Below are 19,915 nucleotides of genomic sequence, written 5' to 3'. Positions count from 1 at the left end.
TCGCGCCCGCCGACCGGCGGTGCGCGAGGGGCCTCTCCCCGGTCCCGGAGCGGGACTTCCCGGAGCGATCAGACCGTCGCGCCCTCGCGCTCGCGCAGCACTCCCGACTCCAGGGCCTGGAACGACAGCACCTTGTAGCCCTCGGACTCGAAGAAGATCGTCGCCCGGTCCGACTCCACGCTCATGACCGTGCCGGTGCCCCACTCGCGGTGCTCGACCGACTCGTCGACCGAGAGCGGAGCGTCGGCCGGCGCCGTCGAGGCCGCCTCCTGCTGCGCCTCGTGCCGCTCGCAGCCGTCGCAGTTGCCGCACCACTCCGGGCCCTCGACGCCGAAGTAGTCGAGCAGCACCCGGCGCCGGCACTGCTGCGTCTCGGCGTACGCGCGCATCATCGACAGCCGCGACTCGGCGATCCGCTCGCGGGAGGCGACGGCGTCGGCCACCGCCTGCACGGCGTCGTCGGCGCTCGCCTCGCGGGTCGGGCGGACGCCCTTCCCGGTCTCGATCAGGTCGGCGTCGGCGAGGTCGTTGACGAGTCGGGAGAGCGTCCGGGCGGGCTTCCCGAGCTCGTCCGCGAGCTCCGCGATCGTCCGGCCGGGCTCCGCGGTGACCGCGGCCCAGATCACCCGCAGCGCCGCCTTGTCGATCGAGCGCTTGGCGAAGAAGCGGCGGAGCCCGAGGTCCTCGGCGCGGTAGTGCAGCGCCCCCGTCGCGGGCTCGCCGTCGCGCCCCGCGCGTCCGATCTCCTGGTAGTACGCATCGAGCGACTCCGTCGTCGTCGCGTGCAGCACGAAGCGCACGTCGGCCCGGTCGATCCCCATGCCGAACGCCGAGGTGGCCACGACGACGTCGAGCTCGCCCGCGCGCCAGCGCTCGTGGACCTCGCGGCGCTCCGACACCTTGAGCCCCGCGTGGTACGCCGCGACCGTGCGGCCCTCCGCGCCGATCTCCGCCGCGTACGTCTCGGTCTCCTTGCGCGTCGCGACGTAGACGAGCCCCGGAGCCGTCCAGCTGCGCGCCTCCTCGACGACCGCCGCGCGCTTCTCGTTCTCGCTCTCGTGGCGGTGCACGACGAGCCGGATCTCGGGCCGGTCCACCCCGTGGACCTGCACCTCGGGGTCGGTCATCCGCAGTCGCTCGATGATCTCGGCGCGCACCGGTCCCGACGCCGTCGCGGTCATCGCGAGCACCGGAGGATCGCCCAGCTCGCCGCGGACGTCCGCGAGACGCAGGTAGTCGGGCCGGAAGTCGTGGCCCCAGCTCGAGACGCAGTGCGCCTCGTCGACCACGAGGAGCGAGACGCCCGCCTTCGCGAGCCGCGCCACGTTCTCGGCCTTCGCCAGCTGCTCCGGCGCGAGCAGCACGTACAGCGGTCCGCCCTCGTCGATCCGCTCCCAGGCGCGGGCGACGGCCGCGGCGCCCAGCGAGGAGTTGACCGCGACGGCCGGGGGTGCGGCCGGCGCCGCCTCGATCGAGGCGAGCTGATCGGCCTGGAGCGCGACCAGCGGAGAGACCACGAGGACCACTCCGCCCCGCTCGGCCCCCGCGATCTGGTACACCGCCGACTTGCCGCCGCCGGTCGCGAGGACCAGCAGGGTGTCGCGCCCGGAGGCCGCCGATTCAATCGCCTCGCGCTGCCCCGGCAGGAGCGACGTCCAGCCGAAGTCCTCTCGGGCGATGCGTGCGACGGGGTCGTTCCGGGACGAGTTCATGCCTTCGACGCTACGTCGAACACCTCTTCGAGCGACTCCGCTTGACAGCTCGGGGGAGCACGGTGAAGCGCTCCCACGGGCCGGTCCCTGCGACGCGCCGGACGCTCCCTCGGCGCATTTGTCAACGTCCTGCGCCGCTGCCGCAGCGGGTGCTGGGCTGGGTCGACCGACTGGAAAGGAGCCACCATGGCGAACGAGGACCTCCCCGAGCAGACCACCGGAGCCGGCTCGACCGCGGGTGCCGATCCGACCGCCGTCGACGGCGCGCAGACCACCCTGCCCGGCGAGGACGCGACCGACGCCTCGATGGCGGGAGCCGCTCCCGGCGGCACCGCGATCGACCGCGGCACCTCCGATCAGGTCACCGACCTCGACAGCGGAGGCGACTCCGTCGCCGACGACGACGAGCTCCCCGACGAGACGACCGGCCCGACCACCGCCGACTGACGCGCCCGGACTCGCGGCCGGGCCTCCCACCCGCAGGTGGAAGGCCTTTCCGGATCGTCGCGCGATCAGCCCCGGACGATCACCGGATTGAACAGCGTCCCGATGCCCTCGATGTCGATCGCCACGGCGTCCCCGTTCGCGATCGGCCCGATCCCGGCCGGCGTTCCGGTCAGGATGATGTCCCCCGGCAGCAGCGTGAACACCCGCGACACGTAGGCGATGATCTCGGGCACCCCGTGGATCATGTCGCCCGTGTTCCCGGACTGCACGCGGCGCCCGTTCACGCGCGTCTCCAGCGCCGCCTCGTTCCAGACGAACTCCGTCTCGATGACCGGCCCGATCGGGCAGAACGTGTCGTAGCCCTTGGCGCGCGCCCACTGGCCGTCGCTCTTCTGCAGGTCGCGGGCGGTGACGTCGTTGGCGATCGTGTACCCGAAGACGACGTCCTCGTAGTCCTCCGCCCGCACGTTCCGCGCGACGGCTCCGATCACGACCGCGAGCTCGCCCTCGTAGTCCACCTGCCGGCTGTCCTCGGGAAGCACGATCGCCTCGTCCGGACCGATCACCGACGTGTTCGGCTTGAGGAACATCAGCGGCTCAGCAGGAGCGTCGCCGCCCATCTCGGCCGCGTGGTCCGAGTAGTTCTTGCCGATGCCGACGACCTTCGAGCGCGGGATGACCGGGGCGAGGAGCTTCGCCTCCGAGATCGGGATGCGCTCCCCGGTCGTGTCGAAGCCCGCGAACATGGGGTCCCCGGCGAGCACGACGAGGTCGTCCTCGTCGACGATCCCGAAGTGGATCGCTCCCCCGTTGTCCCCCGAGCGCTGCGTGGCGAATCGTGCGATCTTCATGCGTCCAACCTCGTCATCCATCCGTGCCGGTCCTCGCGGCGTCCGTACTGGATGCCGGTCAGCTCCTCCCGCAGCGACATCGTGAGCTCGCCGGCGGGCGCGTCCGCGTGCCCGACCGAGAAGCCCTCGCCCTTGAGCTCGGCGATCGGAGTGATGACCGCGGCGGTCCCGCACGCGAACACCTCCACGACGTCGCCCGACGCCACCCCGTCGCGCCACTCGTCGATGCTCACGCGGCGACGCTCCACGCGGTGCCCGCGGTCCTCGGCGAGCTGCAGCACGCTGTCGCGCGTGATGCCCTCGAGGATCGAGTCCGACTCCGGAGTGACGAGCGTGCCGTCCTTCTTGACGAGCACCACGTTCATGCCGCCGAGCTCCTCGATGTACTGCGACTCCTGCGAATCGAGGAACAGCACCTGCGCGCAGCCGTGCTCGTAGGCCTCCTGCTGCGGCAGGAGCGACGAGGCGTAGTTGCCGCCGGTCTTGGCGGCTCCCGTGCCGCCCTTGCCCGCGCGGGCGTACGAGGTCGACAGCCAGATCGACACCGGAGCGACGCCGCCCGAGAAGTAGGCGCCGGCGGGGCTCGCGATCACGTAGTAGCCGACCTTCTCCGCCGCGCGGACCCCCAGGAACGCCTCCTTCGCGAACATGAAGGGCCGCAGGTACAGGCTCGTCTCGGGCTCCGAGGGCACCCAGTCGCCGTCGACCGCGATCAGCTGGCGCAGCGACTCGATGAAGTGCTCCGTCGGCAGCTCGGGCAGCGCCAGACGGCGGGCCGAGCGCTGCAGGCGCGCGGCGTTCGCCTCGGGGCGGAACGTCCAGACGGAGCCGTCCGCGTGGCGGTAGGCCTTCATCCCCTCGAAGATCTCCTGCGCGTAGTGCAGGACCGCCGCGGCCGGGTCGAGCGCGATGGGGCCGTAGGGCTGCACGCGCGGGCGGTGCCAGCCGCCGGTGCGCGACCAGCAGATGTCGACCATGTGGTCGGTGAAGAAGACGCCGAAGCCGGGGTCGGCCAGGATCCGGTCGCGCTCCTCGATCGAGCGCGGCTCGGGGTTCGGAGTCACCTGGAAGGCGAGGTCCTGGGGGGCGAGCGGGAGGGGGATGGTCATCTCGGTGTCTTTCGTCGGGAGCGTCGGGAGTGGGGGCCGGTTCAGCTCAGCCGGGCGACGACGGCGTCGCCGATCGCCGAGGTGGCGCGGGCGGAGCCGTCGCGGGACTCGATGTCGGCGGTCACCGCGGCCGTCACGCGGGCGGCCTCGTCGGGCCGGCCCAGGTGGTCCAGCAGCAGTGCCACCGAGAGGATCGCGGCGGTCGGATCGGCGAGCTGCTTCCCGGCGATGTCGGGCGCGGATCCGTGGACCGGCTCGAACATGCTGGGGAACGCGCCGTCGGGGTTGATGTTGCCCGAGGCGGCGAGGCCGATGCCGCCGCTGATCGCGCCGGCCAGATCGGTGAGGATGTCGCCGAAGAGGTTGTCGGTGACGATGACGTCGAACCTAGCAGGGTCGGTCACGAGGAAGATCGTGGCGGCGTCCACGTGGAGGTAATCGACGGCCACGTCCTGGTAGGTGGCCCCCACCTCGTCGACCAGCCGCTTCCACAGCGATCCGGAGAAGACGAGCACGTTCGTCTTGTGCACCAGCGTGAGCTTCGAGCGGCGCTTGCGGGCCAGCTCGAACGCGTGGCGCACCACCCGCTCCACCCCGTAGGCGGTGTTCACCGACACCTCGTTCGCGATCTCGTGCGGGGTGCCCTGGCGGATCGCTCCGCCGTTGCCGACGTACGGACCCTCGGTGCCCTCGCGGACGACCACGAAGTCGACGTCGCCCGGCGCGGACAGCGGCGACGGGACGCCCGGGTACACCCGGGTCGGGCGCAGGTTCACGTAGTGGTCGAGCGCGAAGCGCAGGCGCAGCAGCAGCCCGCGCTCGATGTTCGCGTCCTTCAGGCGCGGGTCGCCGGGCACGCCGCCGACGGCACCCAGGAGGATCGCGTCGTGCGCCGCGATCGCCGCGAGGTCCTCGTCGGTCAGCACGTCGCCGGTCTCGAGGAACCGGGCCGCCCCGAGCGAGAACGGCGTCTTCTCGATCACCAGGTCGGAGTCGGCGGTGACGGCGTCGAGGACCTTCACGGCCTCGGCGATCACCTCCGGTCCGATCCCGTCTCCGGGGATGACGGCGAGCTTCACGGTGCGGGGCATGGGGCATCCTCAGGCGTGCGGGGGCAGTGCGCGAGCAGTGCGGGGCAGAGACGGTCCCAGCGTACTCTCGGGCCGCTCAGCTGCGCCGCAGCCGCCAGGCCGCGACGACCGCCGCGAACAGCACCAGGCCGACGCCGATCCAGGCCGACCAGCCGACTCCCGCGTCGAACGCGGCGCCGGCCGAGGCCAGCAGGCTCGCGGCGGAGTCGGCGGGCAGCTCGCCCGCCACCGCGACCGCGCCGCCCAGGGTCTCCCCCGCGCGCTGCACCTGATCGGCGTCGAGGCCGGCGGGCAGCACGACTCCGCTGCGGTACGCCGACGTCAGCACCGTGCCCAGCGTCGCCGTCCCCAGCACCGCGCCCAGCTCGTACGCCGTCTCGGACACCGCGGACGCGGCCCCCGCCTTGTCGGCCGGCGCGTTCGCGAGCACGAGCTCGTTCGACACCGTCTCGGCCGCCCCGATGCCCAGGCCGAGGAACGCGAACGCGACGGCGACGGTCAGCGCCGTCGCGCCTCCCTCCGCCCCGCTGCCGATCGCCAGCAGCGCGTAGCCGACCGCCGAGACCACGAGCCCGGCGGGCACGACGAGCCGCGGAGTGATGCGCCGCGCGACCGGAACGACGCCGAGCCCCGCCAGGATCATCACCGCGAGCCCCGGCACGAGCACGAGCCCGGCCTGCAGCGGCGAGAGCCCGATGACCAGCTGCAGGTGCTGCGAGACGAAGAAGAGTCCGCCGACGAGCGCCACGACGCTGAGGAGGTTCACCACGATGGCCGCGCTGAACGAGCCGCGGCGGAAGAGCGACAGGTCGAGCATCGGCACCGCGCGCCGCTGCTGGCGCCGCACGAACAGCACGCCGCTCACCACGCCGACGACGAGGGCGGTCGCGGCCACCGCGTCGACGCCGTGCTCGGCCACCGACTTCACCGCGTAGACGAGGGGCGCCATGGTCGCGAGCGAGAGCAGGATGCTGACGACGTCCACGGGCCCCGGCTGCGGGTCGCGCGACTCCGGCACGAGGATCGGCGCGAGCACGACCAGCGGCAGCAGCACGGGCACCGCGAGCAGGAACACCGAGCCCCAGGGGAAGCTCTCGAGCAGCACCCCGCCGACGAGCGGACCGACCGCGGAGCCGACCGCGAACCCGGTCGCCCAGATCGCGATCGCGAGACGGCGCTGGTCGCGGTTCGGGAAGAGGCTGCGCAGGAGCGACAGCGTCGAGGGCATGAGCGTCGCGCCGAAGAGGCCCAGCGCCGCGCGGGCCGCGATGAGCGCACCGGCCGTCGGAGCGAACGCCGCGGCGATCGAGACGACGGCGAAGCCGATCGCGCCGATCACGAGCAGCTTCCGCCGGCCGACCCGGTCGCCCAGGCTGCCCATCGCCACGAGGAGGCCCGCGAGGACCAGCGGGTACGCGTCGACGATCCAGAGCAGCTCGGTGCCCGTGGGTCCGAGGTCCTCGGCGATCAGCGGCAGCGCGAAGTTCAGCACCGTGTTGTCGACCGAGACCAGCAGCACCGGCAGCATCAGCACCGCGAGGGCGAACCAGGCTCGGCGGCCGACGCGGTCCTCGGCGAGCGCGGCGGAGGTGGGCGGAACGGTGACGGGGGCGGTGCGGGCGGACACGGTGGTGCTCTCTCTCGGATCGACGTCGCGCCGGCACCGGACGGCGCGCAGCAGGCGACCCGAGGAGTATACCGTCCAGCCGGTACAGTAGCGCAAGGCCGACCGTAGGATGGGGCGCATGCCTCCCGCCTCCCCCGCTCGCGACCGCGTCCTCGACGCGTTCGAGGAGCTGCTGAACGAGCAGGGCGAGCGCGCGGCCACCCTCGACGCCGTCGCCCGCGCGGCCGGAGTCTCCAAGGGCGGCCTGCTCTACCACTTCCCCTCGAAGGACGCGCTGGTCGACGGACTCGTCGCACGGCTCGACGAGCGCCTCGCCGAGGACATCGACCGCATCCGCACGTCCGACGAGGGCGTGGTCCCGTACCTGATCCGCACCTCGTTCGCCGCCGACACCCCCTTCGACCGCACGATCCTCGCCGTCTCGCGCATCGCGCAGGGCCACGACGAGCGGGCGAGCGCCGCCCTCGCCCGGATCCACGACAGCTGGAACGACGTCGTCGTCGAGGCCGTCGGCGATCCGCTGGTCGCCCGCGCGATCGTCCTGATGAGCGACGGCCTCTACTACAACTCCGCCCTGCTGCCCACGGGCCAGCAGTCGCGCGGCGAAGCGGAGGACGTCCTCGCGGTCATCGACCGCCTCCTGGCCCCGCGCGGCGACTGAGCGCCGCGCGCACCGCGCCGACGACGGAGCCCGCCCCGCGACGGTGCGCGGGACGGGCTCGGGTCGTGCTCGGTGAGCGACGGGGCTACTGCTCCGTGATGTCGATCTCCTGCATGATGTCGGCGTCGATCGCGACGCGGACCTTCTCGAGCAGGCCCGCCGGCGCCGGCGAGTCGATGGTGATCACCGAGAGGGCCTTGCCGCCCGCCTCGGTGCGCGCGATCTGCATCCCGGCGATGTTGACGGAGGCCTCGCCGAACTCGCGCCCGTAGACCGCGACGATCCCGGGGCGGTCGACGTAGCTCATCACGACGTGGTGCTTCGCGATCGGCACCTCGACGTCGTAGCCGTTGACGGCGACGAGCTTCTCGACCTGCTTGGTGCCGGTGAGCGTGCCCGAGACCGAGATCTGCGAGCCGTCCGAGAGGGCGCCGCGCAGCGTGATCAGGTTGCGGTACTCGTCCGAGACGCCGTCGGTGATCAGGCGCACCTCGATGCCGCGCTGCTCGGCGAGGACGGGAGCGTTCACGTACGAGACCGTCTCCGACACGACGTTCGTGAAGACGCCCTTGAGCGCCGCGAGCTTGAGCACCTTGACGTCGTACGCGGCGAGCTCGCCGCGCACCTCGACGTCGATGGAGGTGACGGGAGAGTGCGCCAGGCCCGCGAAGACCTGGCCGAGCTTCTCGACCAGCGGGATGCCGGGGCGCACGTACTCGTCGATGACGCCGCCGGCGACGTTGACGGCGTCCGGCACGAGCTCGCCCGAGAGCGCGAGGCGCACCGACTTGGCGACCGAGACGCCCGCCTTCTCCTGCGCCTCGTCGGTCGACGCTCCGAGGTGCGGAGTGACGACCACGTTCTCGAGGGCGAGCAGCGGCGAGCCGACCGGCGGCTCCTTCACGAACACGTCGAGCCCGGCGCCGGCGATCGTGTTCGCGACGAGGGCGCGGTGCAGGGCGTCCTCGTCGATGAGGCCGCCGCGCGCCACGTTGACGATGTACGCGGTCGGCTTCATCAGCGCGAGCTGCTCGTCCGAGATCATCCCCGTGGTCTCGGGGGTGCGCGGCATGTGGATGGTGATGAAGTCGCTCTGCGCGAGGAGCTCATCGAGCGGCAGGAGCGTCACTCCGAGCTGCTGCGCGCGGGCGCTCGTGACGTACGGGTCGTAAGCGACGACGTCGACGCCGAAGGCCTGCAGGCGAGCGGTGATCAGCGCGCCGATGCGGCCGAGGCCGATGATGCCGACGGTCTTCTCGTAGAGCTCGGTGCCCGTGTACTTCGACCGCTTCCACAGGCCCTGCGCGAGCGCGCTGTGCGCCGCGGGGATGTGGCGGGCGAGGCTCAGGATGTGGCCCACGGTCAACTCGGCCGCCGAGATGATGTTGGAGGTCGGCGCGTTGACGACCATGACACCGGCGGCGGTCGCGGCGGTGATGTCGACGTTGTCGAGGCCCACTCCCGCGCGCGCGATCACCTTGAGCGAGGGCGCCGCGGCGATGGCCTCGGCGTCGACCTGCGTCGCCGAGCGCACGAGGATCGCGTCGGCGGTGCCGAGCGCCTCGAGCAGCGCCGGGCGGTCGGTGCCGTCCACGGAGCGGATCTCGAAGTCGGGACCGAGAGCGTCGACGGTGGCGGGCGAGAGTTCTTCGGCGATCAGGACGACCGGCTTTGTCACGAGTGCGCTTCCTTCGGGGAGGGGACGGTGCGGGCACCGGACGCGGGCGTCGCGGGAGCCCCCGCCACTGTAGCGGAGCCCCGCCGCCGGGCTCGGCCGTGTGACGCCGCGCTCCCCGCCGTGGCGACGCGCTGCTCAGCCGAGCGAGACGAGGCTCGCGAAGCCGAAGACCTGCTGCACGTCCAGCGACAGCACGGCCGAGAGGCAGAGCGCCGCGAACAGGAGCCCCGCGCGCGCGGCGACTCCTCGGCGCCGCCCGAGCAGCAGCGCGACGGTGAAGCACACGACGGGCAGCGCCAGCCCGAGCAGCAGCACCGTCCATCCGGTCGCGTTGAGATCGGTGTTCAGCCCCGCGGCGTAGGCGCGGATACCCACGAGGTTGCCGATCGCCTCCCACACGTCCCACGCGAAGAGGGCCCCGAACAGCACGGCGATCAGCGCCGAGAGCGCGAAGCGCTTCCCCCGACCCGCGCGCCGGCCGCCCAGGGTGGCCTTCGTGGCGGTCTCGTCGCTCATCCTCACGCCCCCTTCAGGAACGGCAGCGGAGCGAGCAGCACGAGTCCCGCGACCAGCCAGAGCACGCGGGTGCGCACCCGCGCGTCGCGGGTGCCGAGCAGCGTCGCGGTGAACCAGGCGACGGGAGCGGCGACGGCCAGCCACAGCCCGAGGCCGTAGAGCCCCCCGCCGACCGCGTCGCCGGCGAAGGTGCCCGCGATCGTGGCGTTCTGACGGGTGGCCGAGATCATCCACGCGATCGTGTACAGCAGGTAGACGCCGGCGGTGACCCCGGTCGCGATGAGCAGCACGGAGGAGGCGGCCGCGGCGTCGAGCTCGGACGCCTCGTCCTCCTCCGGCTCGTCCTCGCGCAGCTCCTCCGGGAGCGGCGCCTCGGTCTCGTCCTCGAGCGCCGGTCGCTCCTGGGGCGCCGAGCGGACCGCGCGGGGCGGACGCCGCCGCGTCGTCCCCGGCCCCGCCGCGAGCGTCGGGTCCTCGTCCTCGCCCGCCCAGCTGAGCGCGTCGTCGTCCCTGGCATCGATCACCCCGACACCCTAACCGCGCTCGGCTCCCAGGCGGCTCGGAGTGAGGGGTCACCGCCCGGACACCTGCTCGCCACCGCCCGGTCTCCCCCGCCCGCGATCCTCCCCGGATGGGGGAACGCACTGCGGCGGCCGGCGAGCGGCGCTACGTCGCGATCGGCGACTCCTTCACCGAGGGCGTCGGCGATCCGCATCCGCGACTGCCCAACGGAGTCAGGGGCTGGGCCGACCGCGTCGCCGACCGTCTCGCGAAGGCCGAGCCCGGCTGGGAGTACGCGAACCTCGCCATCCGCTCCAAGCGGCTCGCGCAGATCCGCGACGAGCAACTCGAGCCCGCGCTCGCGCTGCGGCCCACGCTCGTCACGCTCTACGCGGGCGGGAACGACATCCTCGACCTCGGCACCGACATGGAGGTGCTGGTCCGGCGCTACGAGAAGCTCGTCGACGACCTCGCGACCACGGGTGCCGTCCTCGTGCTCTTCACGGGCTTCGACATCCCCGGACTGCCCGCGCCGCGGATGTTCGTGCGCCGCAATCGGATCTACAACAGCGCGGTGCGCCGCATCGCCCGCGAGCGCGGCGCGGTCCTCGTCGACTACTGGCGGATGCAGGCGTTCCGCGAGCCGGTGATGTGGTCGCCCGATCGGATGCACCTCTCCCAGCGCGGCCACCGCTACCTCGCCGCCCGCGTGCTCGACACCCTCGGAGTGCCGCACTCGATCTCGGACGGACCGTGGGATCCGCCCGAGCCGCTCACTCCCCTCGAGTGGCTGCGCGACCAGCAGCGCTGGACGACGGACTGGGTGCTCCCCCTGGTCGGCCGGAAGATCCGGCGTGTCACCCTCGGCGACCACCTGGCGCCCCGCTGGCCGGACCCCGTGCGCGTCCCTCCGAAGGGCGGCCTGCGCCGCCTCGCGCGGGAGGCCGGGAGCTAGAGCCCGTCAGCTCAGCAGTGGCAGCACCAGCACCGGGAGCAGCACGGCGGCCAGCATCACGATCGGAGCCGCCCGTCCGGCGGCGGGGCTCGCCGGCGCCGCCCTCCGTGACGCCCCGGGCAGGGCCCGCCGGTCGATCGCGGCCGCTCCCCCGCGGACCGACAGCGGCCCCTCCTCGAGGTCCCCCGGCCACAGCTCGACGAGCAGGCGACGGCTCCGCGCCAGCTGCGCGTCGCCGACGCGCGCGAGGGCGATCGGCACGGCGTTCGCCTGGGAGGATCCGATGCCCGCCCCGGCCCCGGCGGCGGCGAGCACGGCGGCCGCGACGGCGAACCGCTCCTCTCCGCTGAGGAGGAGAGTCGCGAACAGGAGGAGCAGGCCGGCACCCGCCGCGGCCACGCCCGCGATCGAGAGCAGGGCGACCAGCACCGAGCGGCTCCGGAGGCCGGCCGCGGCGCTCCGCGTCCGCGCCTCGGCGCGCTCGCCGGCCGACGGTGCGAGGATCCGGGCCAGGTCCGCGGGGTCGAGGGCGTCCTCGGGCAGGCGCACGTCGAACGGCAGATCGGCGGTCCGATCCAGATCGCTCCGGTCGAAGTCCGCTGGCACGGGCCACGCCGCCGCCGTGAACCGCCGCGCAGCACGGTCGGAGTGCCGACGGAACTGCGACGCCGTCACGACCAGCGTCGTCGCCGCGATGAGTGCGAGCGGCAGAGCCGCGAGGGTGCGCAGCAGCGGAGGAGACGACTCCAGGATCCCGCCCGACAGCAACGCCAGCGCCGCCGCGAGACCCGCTCCTGCGAGCCCGCACAGCACGACCCCCGCCGACACCCCGTACGACAGCCCGTCCCGGATCGCCGCCGCCGTCTCGTCCCACTGCCGCAGCCGCCGCGCCCGTCGCTCCATCCGCCCCACGCTACCCGCCGCCCCGAGGGAACCCCGGACGTGAGGGAACCCCGACCCGTCGAGGGATACCGCCGGAGCGGGTTCCTTCGACGGTCCGGGGTTCCCTCGGTCCGTCAGGCGTCAGTGCGTCAGCGCGCGACGCTGCCGTCGGTGTAGTCGGTGTCGGTCTGCTTCCAGGCGAACAGCTTGCGCAGCTCGCGGCCGGTCGCCTCGATCGGGTGCTGCTCGCCCTTGGCGCGCAGCTCCTGGAACTCGGGGGCTCCGGCGTCCTGGTCGGCGATGAAGCGCTTCGCGAACGCGCCGCTCTGGATGTCGCCGAGGACCGCCTGCATGTTCTGCTTGACGCTGGGGTCGATGACGCGGGGGCCCGACACGTAGTCGCCGTACTCGGCCGTGTCGGAGACCGACCAGCGCTGCTTGGCGATGCCGCCCTCCCACATCAGGTCGACGATCAGCTTGAGCTCGTGGAGCACCTCGAAGTAGGCGATCTCGGGCTGGTAGCCGGCCTCGACGAGGGTCTCGAAGCCGTACTGGACGAGCTGCGAGGTGCCGCCGCAGAGCACGGCCTGCTCACCGAACAGGTCGGTCTCGGTCTCCTCGGTGAAGGTCGTCTTGATGACGCCCGCGCGGGTTCCTCCGATGGCCTTCGCGTACGACTTCGCGGTCTCCCAGGCGGTGCCGGTCGCGTCGTTCTCGACGGCGATGATGTCCGGGATGCCGCGGCCGGCGACGAACTCGCGGCGCACGGTGTGGCCGGGGGCCTTCGGCGCGATCAGGATCACGTCGACGCCCGCGGGGGCCTCGATGTAGCCGAAGCGGATGTTGAAGCCGTGCGCGAAGGCGAGCGTCTTGCCCTCGGTCAGCTTGTCGGCGATCTGCTCGCTGTAGATCGCGCGCTGGTGCTGGTCCGGCGCGAGGATCATGATCAGGTCGGCCCAGTCGGCGGCGTCGGCGACGCTCTTGACCTCGAAGCCGTCGTCCTCGGCCTTGGCGGTCGACTTCGACCCGTCCTTGAGCGCGATGACGACCTGGACGCCGGAGTCGCGGAGGTTCTGCGCGTGGGCGTGGCCCTGCGAGCCGTAGCCGACGATGGCGACCTTCTTGGCCTGGATGATCGAGAGATCGGCGTCGGTGTCGTAGATGAGCTCGGTCACGTGGTGTGTCCTTTTCTGTTGAGGAGTGGTCGCGGTCAGTTCTTGAAGACGCGCTCGGTGATCGACTTCGAGCCGCGCCCGATGGCGAGCAGGCCCGACTGCGCGATCTCCTTGATGCCGTAGGGCTCGATGACCCGCAGGAAGGCGTTGGTCTTCCCGGAGTCGCCCGTCACCTCGATGACGAGGGCGTCGGTCGCGACGTCGACCACGCGGGCGCGGAAGAGGTTCACGGCCTCGAGCACCTGCGAGCGGGTGACGTTGTCGACGCGCACCTTCACGAGCAGGTGCTCGCGGTGCACCGACTGGTCGGGGTCGAGCTCGACGATCTTGATCACGTTGACGAGCTTGTTGAGCTGCTTCGTGACCTGCTCGAGCGGGAGGTCCTCGACGTCGACGGCGACCGTGATGCGCGACAGTCCGTCGAGCTCGGTCGGGCCCACGGCGAGGGACTCGATGTTGAAGCCGCGTCGGGCGAAGAGCCCGGCGACACGGGTGAGCAGTCCCGGCTTGTCCTCGACGAGCAGGGAGAGAACGTGGTGCGTCATGCGGTCTACTCCTCGTCGTCCCAGGTCGGGCTGTGGTCTCTGGCGTACTGGACGTAGCTGTTCGAGACGCCCTGGGGCACCATCGGCCACACCATCGAGTCGCGGCTGACCACGAAGTCGATGACCACGGGGCGGTCGTTCGTCGCGATCGCGAGGCGGATCGCGTCGTCGATCTCCTCGGGCTTCGTGACCCGGATGCCGAGCGCGCCGTACGCGTCGGCCAGCTTCACGAAGTCGGGCACCCGCACGGTGTCGTGTCCCGTGTTGAGGTCGGTGTTGGAGTAGCGGCCCTCGTAGAAGAGGGTCTGCCACTGCCGCACCATGCCGAGCGAGGAGTTGTTGATCACCGCGACCTTGATCGGGATGTCGTTGATCGTGCAGGTGGCGAGCTCCTGATTGGTCATCTGGAAGCAGCCGTCGCCGTCGATCGCCCACACGACGCGGTCGGGCTCGCCGACCTTGGCGCCCATGGCGGCCGGGACGGAGTAGCCCATGGTGCCGGCGCCGCCCGAGTTCAGCCACGAGTTGGGGCGCTCGTACTTGATGAACTGCGCGGCCCACATCTGGTGCTGGCCGACTCCGGAGGCGAAGACGCCCTCGGGTCCGGTGATCTCGCCGATGCGCTTGATCACGTACTGCGGAGAGAGCTGGCCGTCGGTCGGCTCCGTGTAGCCGAGCGGGAACTCCTCCTGGAGGCCCTTGAGGTAGGACCACCACTCGGAGGTGTCGGGAGCGCCGCCGTCGATCACCTTGGCGTAGGCGTCGGTGAGGTCGGGCAGCACATCCTTGAGGTCTCCCACGATCGGCACGTCGGCGGTGCGGATCTTGGAGATCTCGGCGGGGTCGATGTCGACGTGCACGACCTTGGCGTGTGGGGCGAAGAGCGCCGCCTTGCCGGTCACGCGGTCGTCGAAGCGCGAGCCGAGCGCGAGGATCAGGTCGGCCTCCTGCAGCGCCAGCACCGCGGGGACGGTGCCGTGCATGCCGGGCATGCCGAGGTGCTGCTCGTGCGAGTCCGGGAACGCGCCGCGGGCCATCAGCGTGGTGACCACCGGTGCGCCGGACGTCTCGGCGAACGCGAGGAGCTCGGCGGAGGCGCGCGCGCGGATGATGCCGCCGCCCACGTACAGCACCGGCTTCTTCGACTCGGCCAGCAGCTGCGCCGCGGCCTGGATCTGCTTGCCGTGCGCCTTGGTGACCGGGCGGTAGCCGGGCAGGTCGATCTTCGGCGGCCAGAGGAACGGCGCCTCGTTCTGCTGCGCGTCCTTCGTGATGTCGACGAGCACGGGGCCGGGACGGCCGGTCGTGGCGATGAGGGCGGCGGAGGCGAGCGCCTGCGGGATGTCCTCGGGGCGGGTGACGAGGATCGAGTGCTTCGTGATCGGCATGGTGATGCCTACGATGTCCGCCTCCTGGAAGGCGTCGGTGCCCATCAGCGTCGAGAAGACCTGACCGGTGATCGCGAGCATCGGGACGGAGTCCATGTAGGCGTCCGCGATCGCCGTGACGAGGTTCGTCGCTCCGGGGCCGGACGTCGCGATGCAGACGCCGAGCTTGCCGGTCGCCGAGGCGTAGCCCTCGGCGGCGTGGCCGGCGCCCTGCTCGTGGCGGACCAGGATGTGGCGGATCTTCGACGAGTCCATCAGCGGGTCGTAGACCGGGAGGATCGCGCCGCCGGGCAGGCCGAAGACGTCCTCGATCCCGAGCATCTCGAGCGAGCGGACGACCGCCTGCGCTCCGGTGAGGGTCTCGACCGCGGGGGCCGGGGCCGCTGCGGACGCGGCGGGGCGGGGTGGCTGGGGCGTGGGTGCGGGATGCACGGCGGACGGGTCCGGGGTCATGCGGGTGTCGTTTCCTTCGAGAGGGAGTGCGGCGGCGGGCCCGGGACCGCGAGGTCCTGGACGCGGGAGGCGCGAGTGCGCGGCCGGCGGGAGCGGGCCGGGGTCACCCGGTGGTGGCGCCCACGGCCGCCGAGCGCACGAGCTTGGCGTACTTGGCGAGGACACCGCGGGTGTAGCGCGGAGGAAGGGGGGCCCAGCCTTCTCGGCGGGCGGCGAGCTCGGAGTCGTCGACAAGTAGGTCGATCGAGCGAGCGGCGATGTCGACCCGAATCGGGTCCCCATCGCGCACGAATGCGATGGGACCTGCGTCCACCGATTCGGGTGCTATGTGTCCGATGCACAGGCCGGTTGTGCCGCCTGAGAATCGTCCGTCGGTCAAGAGTAGTACATCTTTTCCGAGGCCCGCGCCCTTGATGGCGGCGGTGATGGCGAGCATCTCGCGCATCCCCGGGCCGCCCTTCGGTCCCTCGTAGCGGATGACCACCACGTCGCCCTTCTCGATCTCGCCGTTCGTCAGGGCGTCCATCGCGGCGCGCTCGCGCTCGAAGACGCGCGCGGGGCCCTCGAACACGGACGCGTCGAAGCCGGCCGTCTTGACGACCGCGCCCTCGGGGGCGAGCGAGCCCTTGAGGATCGTGAGGCCGCCGGTCGCGTGGATCGGGTTGTCGAGCGTGCGGATGACCTCGCCGTCCAGCGGCGCGATGTCCATCGCCGCGAGGTTCTCGGCGACCGTCTTGCCGGTGACCGTCAGGCAGTCGCCGTGCAGGAGGCCGGCGTCCAGCAGCGCCTTCATGACGGCGGGGACGCCGCCGTGGCGGTCCACGTCGTTCATGACGTACTTGCCGAAGGGCTTGAGGTCGCCGATGTGCGGGATCGTGTCGCCGATGCGGTTGAAATCGTCGATCGTGAGGTCGACCTCGGCCTCGTTGGCGATCGCGAGCAGGTGCAGGATGACGTTGGTGGATCCGCCGAAGGCCATCGCGACGGCGATCGCGTTCTCGAACGCCTCCTTCGTCAGGATGTCGCGCGCGGTGGTGCCGTTGCGCAGCAGCTCCACGACGGCCTCGCCGGACTTGCGGGCGAAGTAGTCGCGGCGGCGGTCGGCCGCAGCGGGCGAGGCCGAGCCGGGCAGGCTCATCCCGAGCGCCTCGGCGACGCTGGCCATGGTGTTCGCGGTGTACATGCCGCCGCACGAGCCCTCGCCCGGGGCGAAGGCGCACTCGATGCGCTTGGCGTCCTCCTCGGACATGATCCCGGCCTTGACGCCGCCGACCGCCTCGAAGGAGTCGATGATCGTGATGTCCTTCTCGGTGCCGTCCGAGAGCTTGACCCAGCCCGGAGCGATCGATCCGGCGTAGACGAAGACGGCGGCGAGGTCGAGTCGCGCGGCGGCCATCAGCATGCCGGGCAGCGACTTGTCGCAGCCGGCGAGCATGACGGTGCCGTCGAGGCGCTCGGCCATCATCACGGTCTCGACGGAGTCGGCGATGACCTCGCGCGAGACGAGCGAGAAGTGCATGCCCTCGTGGCCCATCGAGATGCCGTCCGACACCGAGACGGTGCCGAACTGCAGCGGGTACCCGCCGCCCGAGTGCACGCCCTCCTTCGCGGAGCGCGCGAGGCGCTCGAGGGAGAGGTTGCAGGGGGTGATCTCGTTCCAGGAGGAGGCGATCCCGATCTGGGGCTTCTCCCAGTCGTCGTCGCCCATTCCGACGGCGCGGAGCATCCCGCGGGACGTCGTGGCCTCGATGCCGTCCGTGACGGTGCGCGAACGAGGCTTCCAATCGATTTCCGGCATGTGACGAGGCTACCGCCTCGCGACCCCTGCTCCGGCGCTCCCGAGCGCCCCGATCACGCTCCTCGTCAGGCCGGGGCGCCGCGGAACTCCGCCAGCAGGGAGAGCACGTGCGCGACCTGCTCCGGGCCCCGCACGCGGTACGCCGCGGAGGTGGTGCCCGGCCCGCTCTTCACGCCCACGTCACCCGCGCGCATCACGGCGAAGGCGTCCTCGTCGGTCACGTCGTCGCCCGCGTAGAGCACCGCGGTGGCGCCGGTGTAGCGGCGCAGGTGCTCGACGGCCTCGCCCTTGGTCGTGGAGCGCACCGAGAACTCGAGCACGTTCTTTCCCTCGCGCACGTGGACGCCCGCGACCTCGGCGCGCGCCTCCGACAGGGCGACGACGTGCGCGACCCTGCTGTGCTTGTCGGTGGCGAGACGGGTGTGCAGGGCGAAGCCGGCCGGCTTGTCCTCGATCCACACGTTGTCGATCCCGCGGGCGATGCCCTTGAGCACGCCCTCGAGCCGGTCGACCTTGGCGAGCTCGACTGGGTTCAGGCGCACGGCGTCCTCGTCGGGGTCGAGCCGGATCTCCACTCCGTGGGAGCCCACGAGCAGGGCCTCGTCGGGGAGCTGCGACACCTCCTCCAGGCTCTCGAGCGCGCGACCCGAGACGAGCGCGACACGGGTGCCGGGCAGGCCCAGGAGGCGCAGCACGGCCTCGCGCGCCTCGGGCAGAGCGCGGGCGCGCGCGGGGTCGTCGACCTCCGGGGCGAGGGTGCCGTCGAAGTCGAGGGCGACGAGCAGCCGCCCGGTCGCCGCCAACTCGCGCAGGGCGAGGACGAGGCGGTCGGGGACGCCGGGGAGGTGCGGGTCGACGGGCGAGGGGGTGACGGTGCTCATCGCGCCTCCGCCTCCTTGCCGCGCTCGGAGTCCTCGCGGTGCTCGGCCTCCTGGCCGACCGGGGCCTCCTGGCCGCGCGCCGCCGGCCGCACGTCGAGCTGCTGGCCCGCGGCGTGCTCGGTGAGCGCCGAGAGGAAGCTCTCGGACCAGCGCGCGACGTCGTTCTCGAGGACCCGACGGCGCAGGGCCCGCATCCGCCGCGTCTTCTCGGCCCGCGGCATGCGCGCGGCGGCCTCCATCGCGTCCTTCAGCCCCGAGATGTCGTGGGGGTTGATCTGCACCGCCTGCTTCAGCTCGTCGGCCGCTCCGGTGAACTCGCTCAGCACCAGCACGCCGTCGTTGTCGAAGCGCGAGGCGACGTACTCCTTGGCGACGAGGTTCATCCCGTCGCGCAGCGCGGTGACGAGCATCACGTCGGCGGCGAGGTAGAGGGCCACCATCTCCTCACGGGGGTAGCCGTGGTGGAGGTAGCTGATCGCCGGGTGCCCGATCCTGCCGTAGTCGCCGTTGATCCGGCCGACCTGCAGCTCGATGTCGTCGCGCAGCTGGCGGTAGGTGTCGACGCGCTCGCGACTGGGGCTCGCGACCTGCACGAGCACGGCGTCGGCGGTGCTGAGGCGGCCGTCGGCGAGGAGCTCGCCGAACGCCTTCAGGCGGTGCCCGATGCCCTTGGTGTAGTCGAGCCGGTCGACGCCGAGCATGATCACCTCGGGGTTCCCGAGCTCGTCGCGGATCTCCTTCGCGCGCGCCTGGATCTCGGGGGTGCGGGCCATCTCCTCGAAGAAGGCCGAATCGATCGAGATCGGGAAGTGCCGGGCCACCACGGGCCGCACGCTCGCTCCCCGGCGGGAGCGGTTGACGCGCCGGGTGCCGCCGGCGGCCTCGTCCTCGACTGGGACCTCGACGACGGTGCTGCGGGTGTCGTAGCCGAGCAGTCGCCGCACCGCCCGGAGGAAGCTGCCCGCGTCGCCCTGGCGCTGGAAGCCGATGACGTCGGCGCCCAGCAGGCCCTCGACGATCTGCTTGCGCCACGGCAGTTGGGCGAAGATCCCGTACGGCGGGAACGGGATGTGGTTGAAGAAGCCGATCGTGACGTCGGGTCGGAGCTCGCGGAGCATCTTGGGCACGAGCTGCAGCTGGTAGTCCTGCACCCAGACGACGCCGTTCTCCTCCGTCACCGCGGCGGCGGCCTCGGCGAAGCGCCGGTTGACCCGCACGTAGGCGTCCCACCAGTCGCGGTGGTAGGTGGGGGGCGCGATGACGTCGTGGTAGAGCGGCCAGAGCGTGTCGTTCGAGAAGCCCTCGTAGTAGTCCTCGAGCTCCTGCGCGCTGAGGGCGACGGGCACGATCAGCACGCCGTCGTTCTCGAACGGGGCGACGACCTCGTCGGCGACTCCCGGCCAGCCCACCCAGGCGCCCTCGTTCGCCCGCATCACGGGCTCCAACGCGGTCACCAGTCCACCGGGCGACGTCTTCCACGAGGCGGTGCCGTCCTCGGCCGTCACACGGTCGACGGGGAGCCGGTTGGACACCACCACGAACGCGTTGCGCGGCGCCGGAGCACCGTCCTGGAGGTCGGGAACTGCGTGCTCGGAGATGGTGTACCCCTCGTCGAATCGGGTCGTCGTGGACCCCAGGAGGCTAC

18 protein-coding genes are annotated in these 19,915 nt (G+C 72.0%); 3 read left to right on the top strand and 15 right to left on the bottom strand.

From position 1 onward, the window contains the following. Positions 1–68: 68 nt before the first annotated feature. Positions 69–1,712: a RecQ family ATP-dependent DNA helicase gene (locus LRG51_RS17390; RefSeq protein WP_230673975.1), complete on the bottom strand. Its 1,644-nt coding sequence runs from the start codon at positions 1,710–1,712 to the stop codon at positions 69–71. Positions 1,713–1,898: 186 nt separating this feature from the next. Between LRG51_RS17390 and LRG51_RS17385 the strand changes: the two genes are divergently transcribed. Next, positions 1,899–2,159, top strand: coding sequence for a hypothetical protein (locus LRG51_RS17385; RefSeq protein ID WP_056867655.1), 261 nt, complete (start codon positions 1,899–1,901; stop codon positions 2,157–2,159). A 65-nt stretch (positions 2,160–2,224) separates the two neighbouring features. Here the strand turns inward: LRG51_RS17385 and LRG51_RS17380 are convergent, their stop codons facing one another. From LRG51_RS17380 to LRG51_RS17365, 4 genes are all read right to left on the bottom strand, one after another. Next, positions 2,225–3,010, bottom strand: a complete 786-nt coding sequence (locus tag LRG51_RS17380) for a fumarylacetoacetate hydrolase family protein (RefSeq protein WP_230673974.1) — start codon at positions 3,008–3,010, stop codon at positions 2,225–2,227. After that, positions 3,007–4,119 carry a branched-chain amino acid aminotransferase gene (locus LRG51_RS17375; RefSeq protein ID WP_230673973.1) on the bottom strand — a complete coding sequence of 371 codons (1,113 nt, stop codon included), beginning with the start codon at positions 4,117–4,119 and terminating at the stop codon, positions 3,007–3,009. The genes LRG51_RS17380 and LRG51_RS17375 overlap by 4 nt, the downstream gene beginning before the upstream one ends. A 41-nt stretch (positions 4,120–4,160) precedes the next feature. Further along, a complete protein-coding gene (locus tag LRG51_RS17370) occupies positions 4,161–5,210 on the bottom strand; it encodes a 3-isopropylmalate dehydrogenase (protein WP_230673972.1) in 1,050 nt (349 codons plus the stop codon). A gap of 76 nt (positions 5,211–5,286) precedes the next feature. Next, a complete protein-coding gene (locus LRG51_RS17365; RefSeq protein ID WP_055793550.1) occupies positions 5,287–6,837 on the bottom strand; it encodes an MFS transporter in 1,551 nt (516 codons plus the stop codon). 118 nt (positions 6,838–6,955) lie between these two features. Here LRG51_RS17365 and LRG51_RS17360 point away from each other — a divergent pair, with 118 nt between their 5' ends. Continuing rightward, complete coding sequence (locus tag LRG51_RS17360; RefSeq protein WP_055793552.1) at positions 6,956–7,498, top strand: TetR/AcrR family transcriptional regulator; 543 nt, start codon at positions 6,956–6,958, stop codon at positions 7,496–7,498. An 85-nt stretch (positions 7,499–7,583) separates the two neighbouring features. Here the strand turns inward: LRG51_RS17360 and serA are convergent, their stop codons facing one another. The 3 genes from serA to LRG51_RS17345 form a co-directional block, all read right to left on the bottom strand. Then, on the bottom strand, positions 7,584–9,176 hold the full coding sequence (gene serA, locus LRG51_RS17355) for a phosphoglycerate dehydrogenase (RefSeq protein ID WP_055793554.1): 1,593 nt from the start codon (positions 9,174–9,176) through the stop codon (positions 7,584–7,586). Positions 9,177–9,311: 135 nt separating this feature from the next. Continuing rightward, positions 9,312–9,692, bottom strand: coding sequence for a hypothetical protein (locus LRG51_RS17350; protein WP_055793557.1), 381 nt, complete (start codon positions 9,690–9,692; stop codon positions 9,312–9,314). A 2-nt stretch (positions 9,693–9,694) separates the two neighbouring features. After that, complete coding sequence (locus LRG51_RS17345) at positions 9,695–10,216, bottom strand: hypothetical protein (protein WP_055793559.1); 522 nt, start codon at positions 10,214–10,216, stop codon at positions 9,695–9,697. 107 nt (positions 10,217–10,323) lie between these two features. Between LRG51_RS17345 and LRG51_RS17340 the strand changes: the two genes are divergently transcribed. Next, entirely contained in the window at positions 10,324–11,148 is an 825-nt protein-coding gene (locus LRG51_RS17340; RefSeq protein WP_055793560.1) for an SGNH/GDSL hydrolase family protein, read from the top strand. Positions 11,149–11,154: 6 nt separating this feature from the next. Here the strand turns inward: LRG51_RS17340 and LRG51_RS17335 are convergent, their stop codons facing one another. From LRG51_RS17335 to LRG51_RS17305, 7 genes are all read right to left on the bottom strand, one after another. After that, the gene (locus LRG51_RS17335) at positions 11,155–12,051 is read right to left on the bottom strand and encodes a hypothetical protein (RefSeq protein WP_230673971.1); all 897 of its coding nucleotides are present in this window, start codon (positions 12,049–12,051) and stop codon (positions 11,155–11,157) included. A gap of 128 nt (positions 12,052–12,179) precedes the next feature. Then, positions 12,180–13,205 carry a ketol-acid reductoisomerase gene (ilvC, locus tag LRG51_RS17330; RefSeq protein ID WP_055793564.1) on the bottom strand — a complete coding sequence of 342 codons (1,026 nt, stop codon included), beginning with the start codon at positions 13,203–13,205 and terminating at the stop codon, positions 12,180–12,182. A 35-nt stretch (positions 13,206–13,240) separates the two neighbouring features. Continuing rightward, on the bottom strand, positions 13,241–13,750 hold the full coding sequence (gene ilvN / locus LRG51_RS17325; protein WP_055793566.1) for an acetolactate synthase small subunit: 510 nt from the start codon (positions 13,748–13,750) through the stop codon (positions 13,241–13,243). Between the two features lie 5 nt (positions 13,751–13,755). Further along, entirely contained in the window at positions 13,756–15,591 is a 1,836-nt protein-coding gene (locus tag LRG51_RS17320) for an acetolactate synthase large subunit (RefSeq protein ID WP_230673970.1), read from the bottom strand. A gap of 103 nt (positions 15,592–15,694) precedes the next feature. Further along, positions 15,695–17,389, bottom strand: coding sequence for a dihydroxy-acid dehydratase (ilvD, locus tag LRG51_RS17315; RefSeq protein ID WP_056867668.1), 1,695 nt, complete (start codon positions 17,387–17,389; stop codon positions 15,695–15,697). A 65-nt stretch (positions 17,390–17,454) separates the two neighbouring features. Continuing rightward, positions 17,455–18,270 carry a trehalose-phosphatase gene (gene otsB / locus LRG51_RS17310; RefSeq protein WP_055793572.1) on the bottom strand — a complete coding sequence of 272 codons (816 nt, stop codon included), beginning with the start codon at positions 18,268–18,270 and terminating at the stop codon, positions 17,455–17,457. Further along, complete coding sequence (locus LRG51_RS17305) at positions 18,267–19,802, bottom strand: alpha,alpha-trehalose-phosphate synthase (UDP-forming) (RefSeq protein ID WP_055793923.1); 1,536 nt, start codon at positions 19,800–19,802, stop codon at positions 18,267–18,269. Before LRG51_RS17305 ends, otsB begins: the two co-directional genes overlap by 4 nt. Positions 19,803–19,915: the final 113 nt, after the last annotated feature.

Source organism: Rathayibacter sp. Leaf248, from assembly GCF_920939495.1.
Lineage (GTDB): Bacteria > Actinomycetota > Actinomycetes > Actinomycetales > Microbacteriaceae > Rathayibacter > Rathayibacter caricis.
The sequence above is the reverse complement of the archived record's forward strand: the minus strand, read 5'-3'. Positions and strand labels throughout refer to the sequence as shown.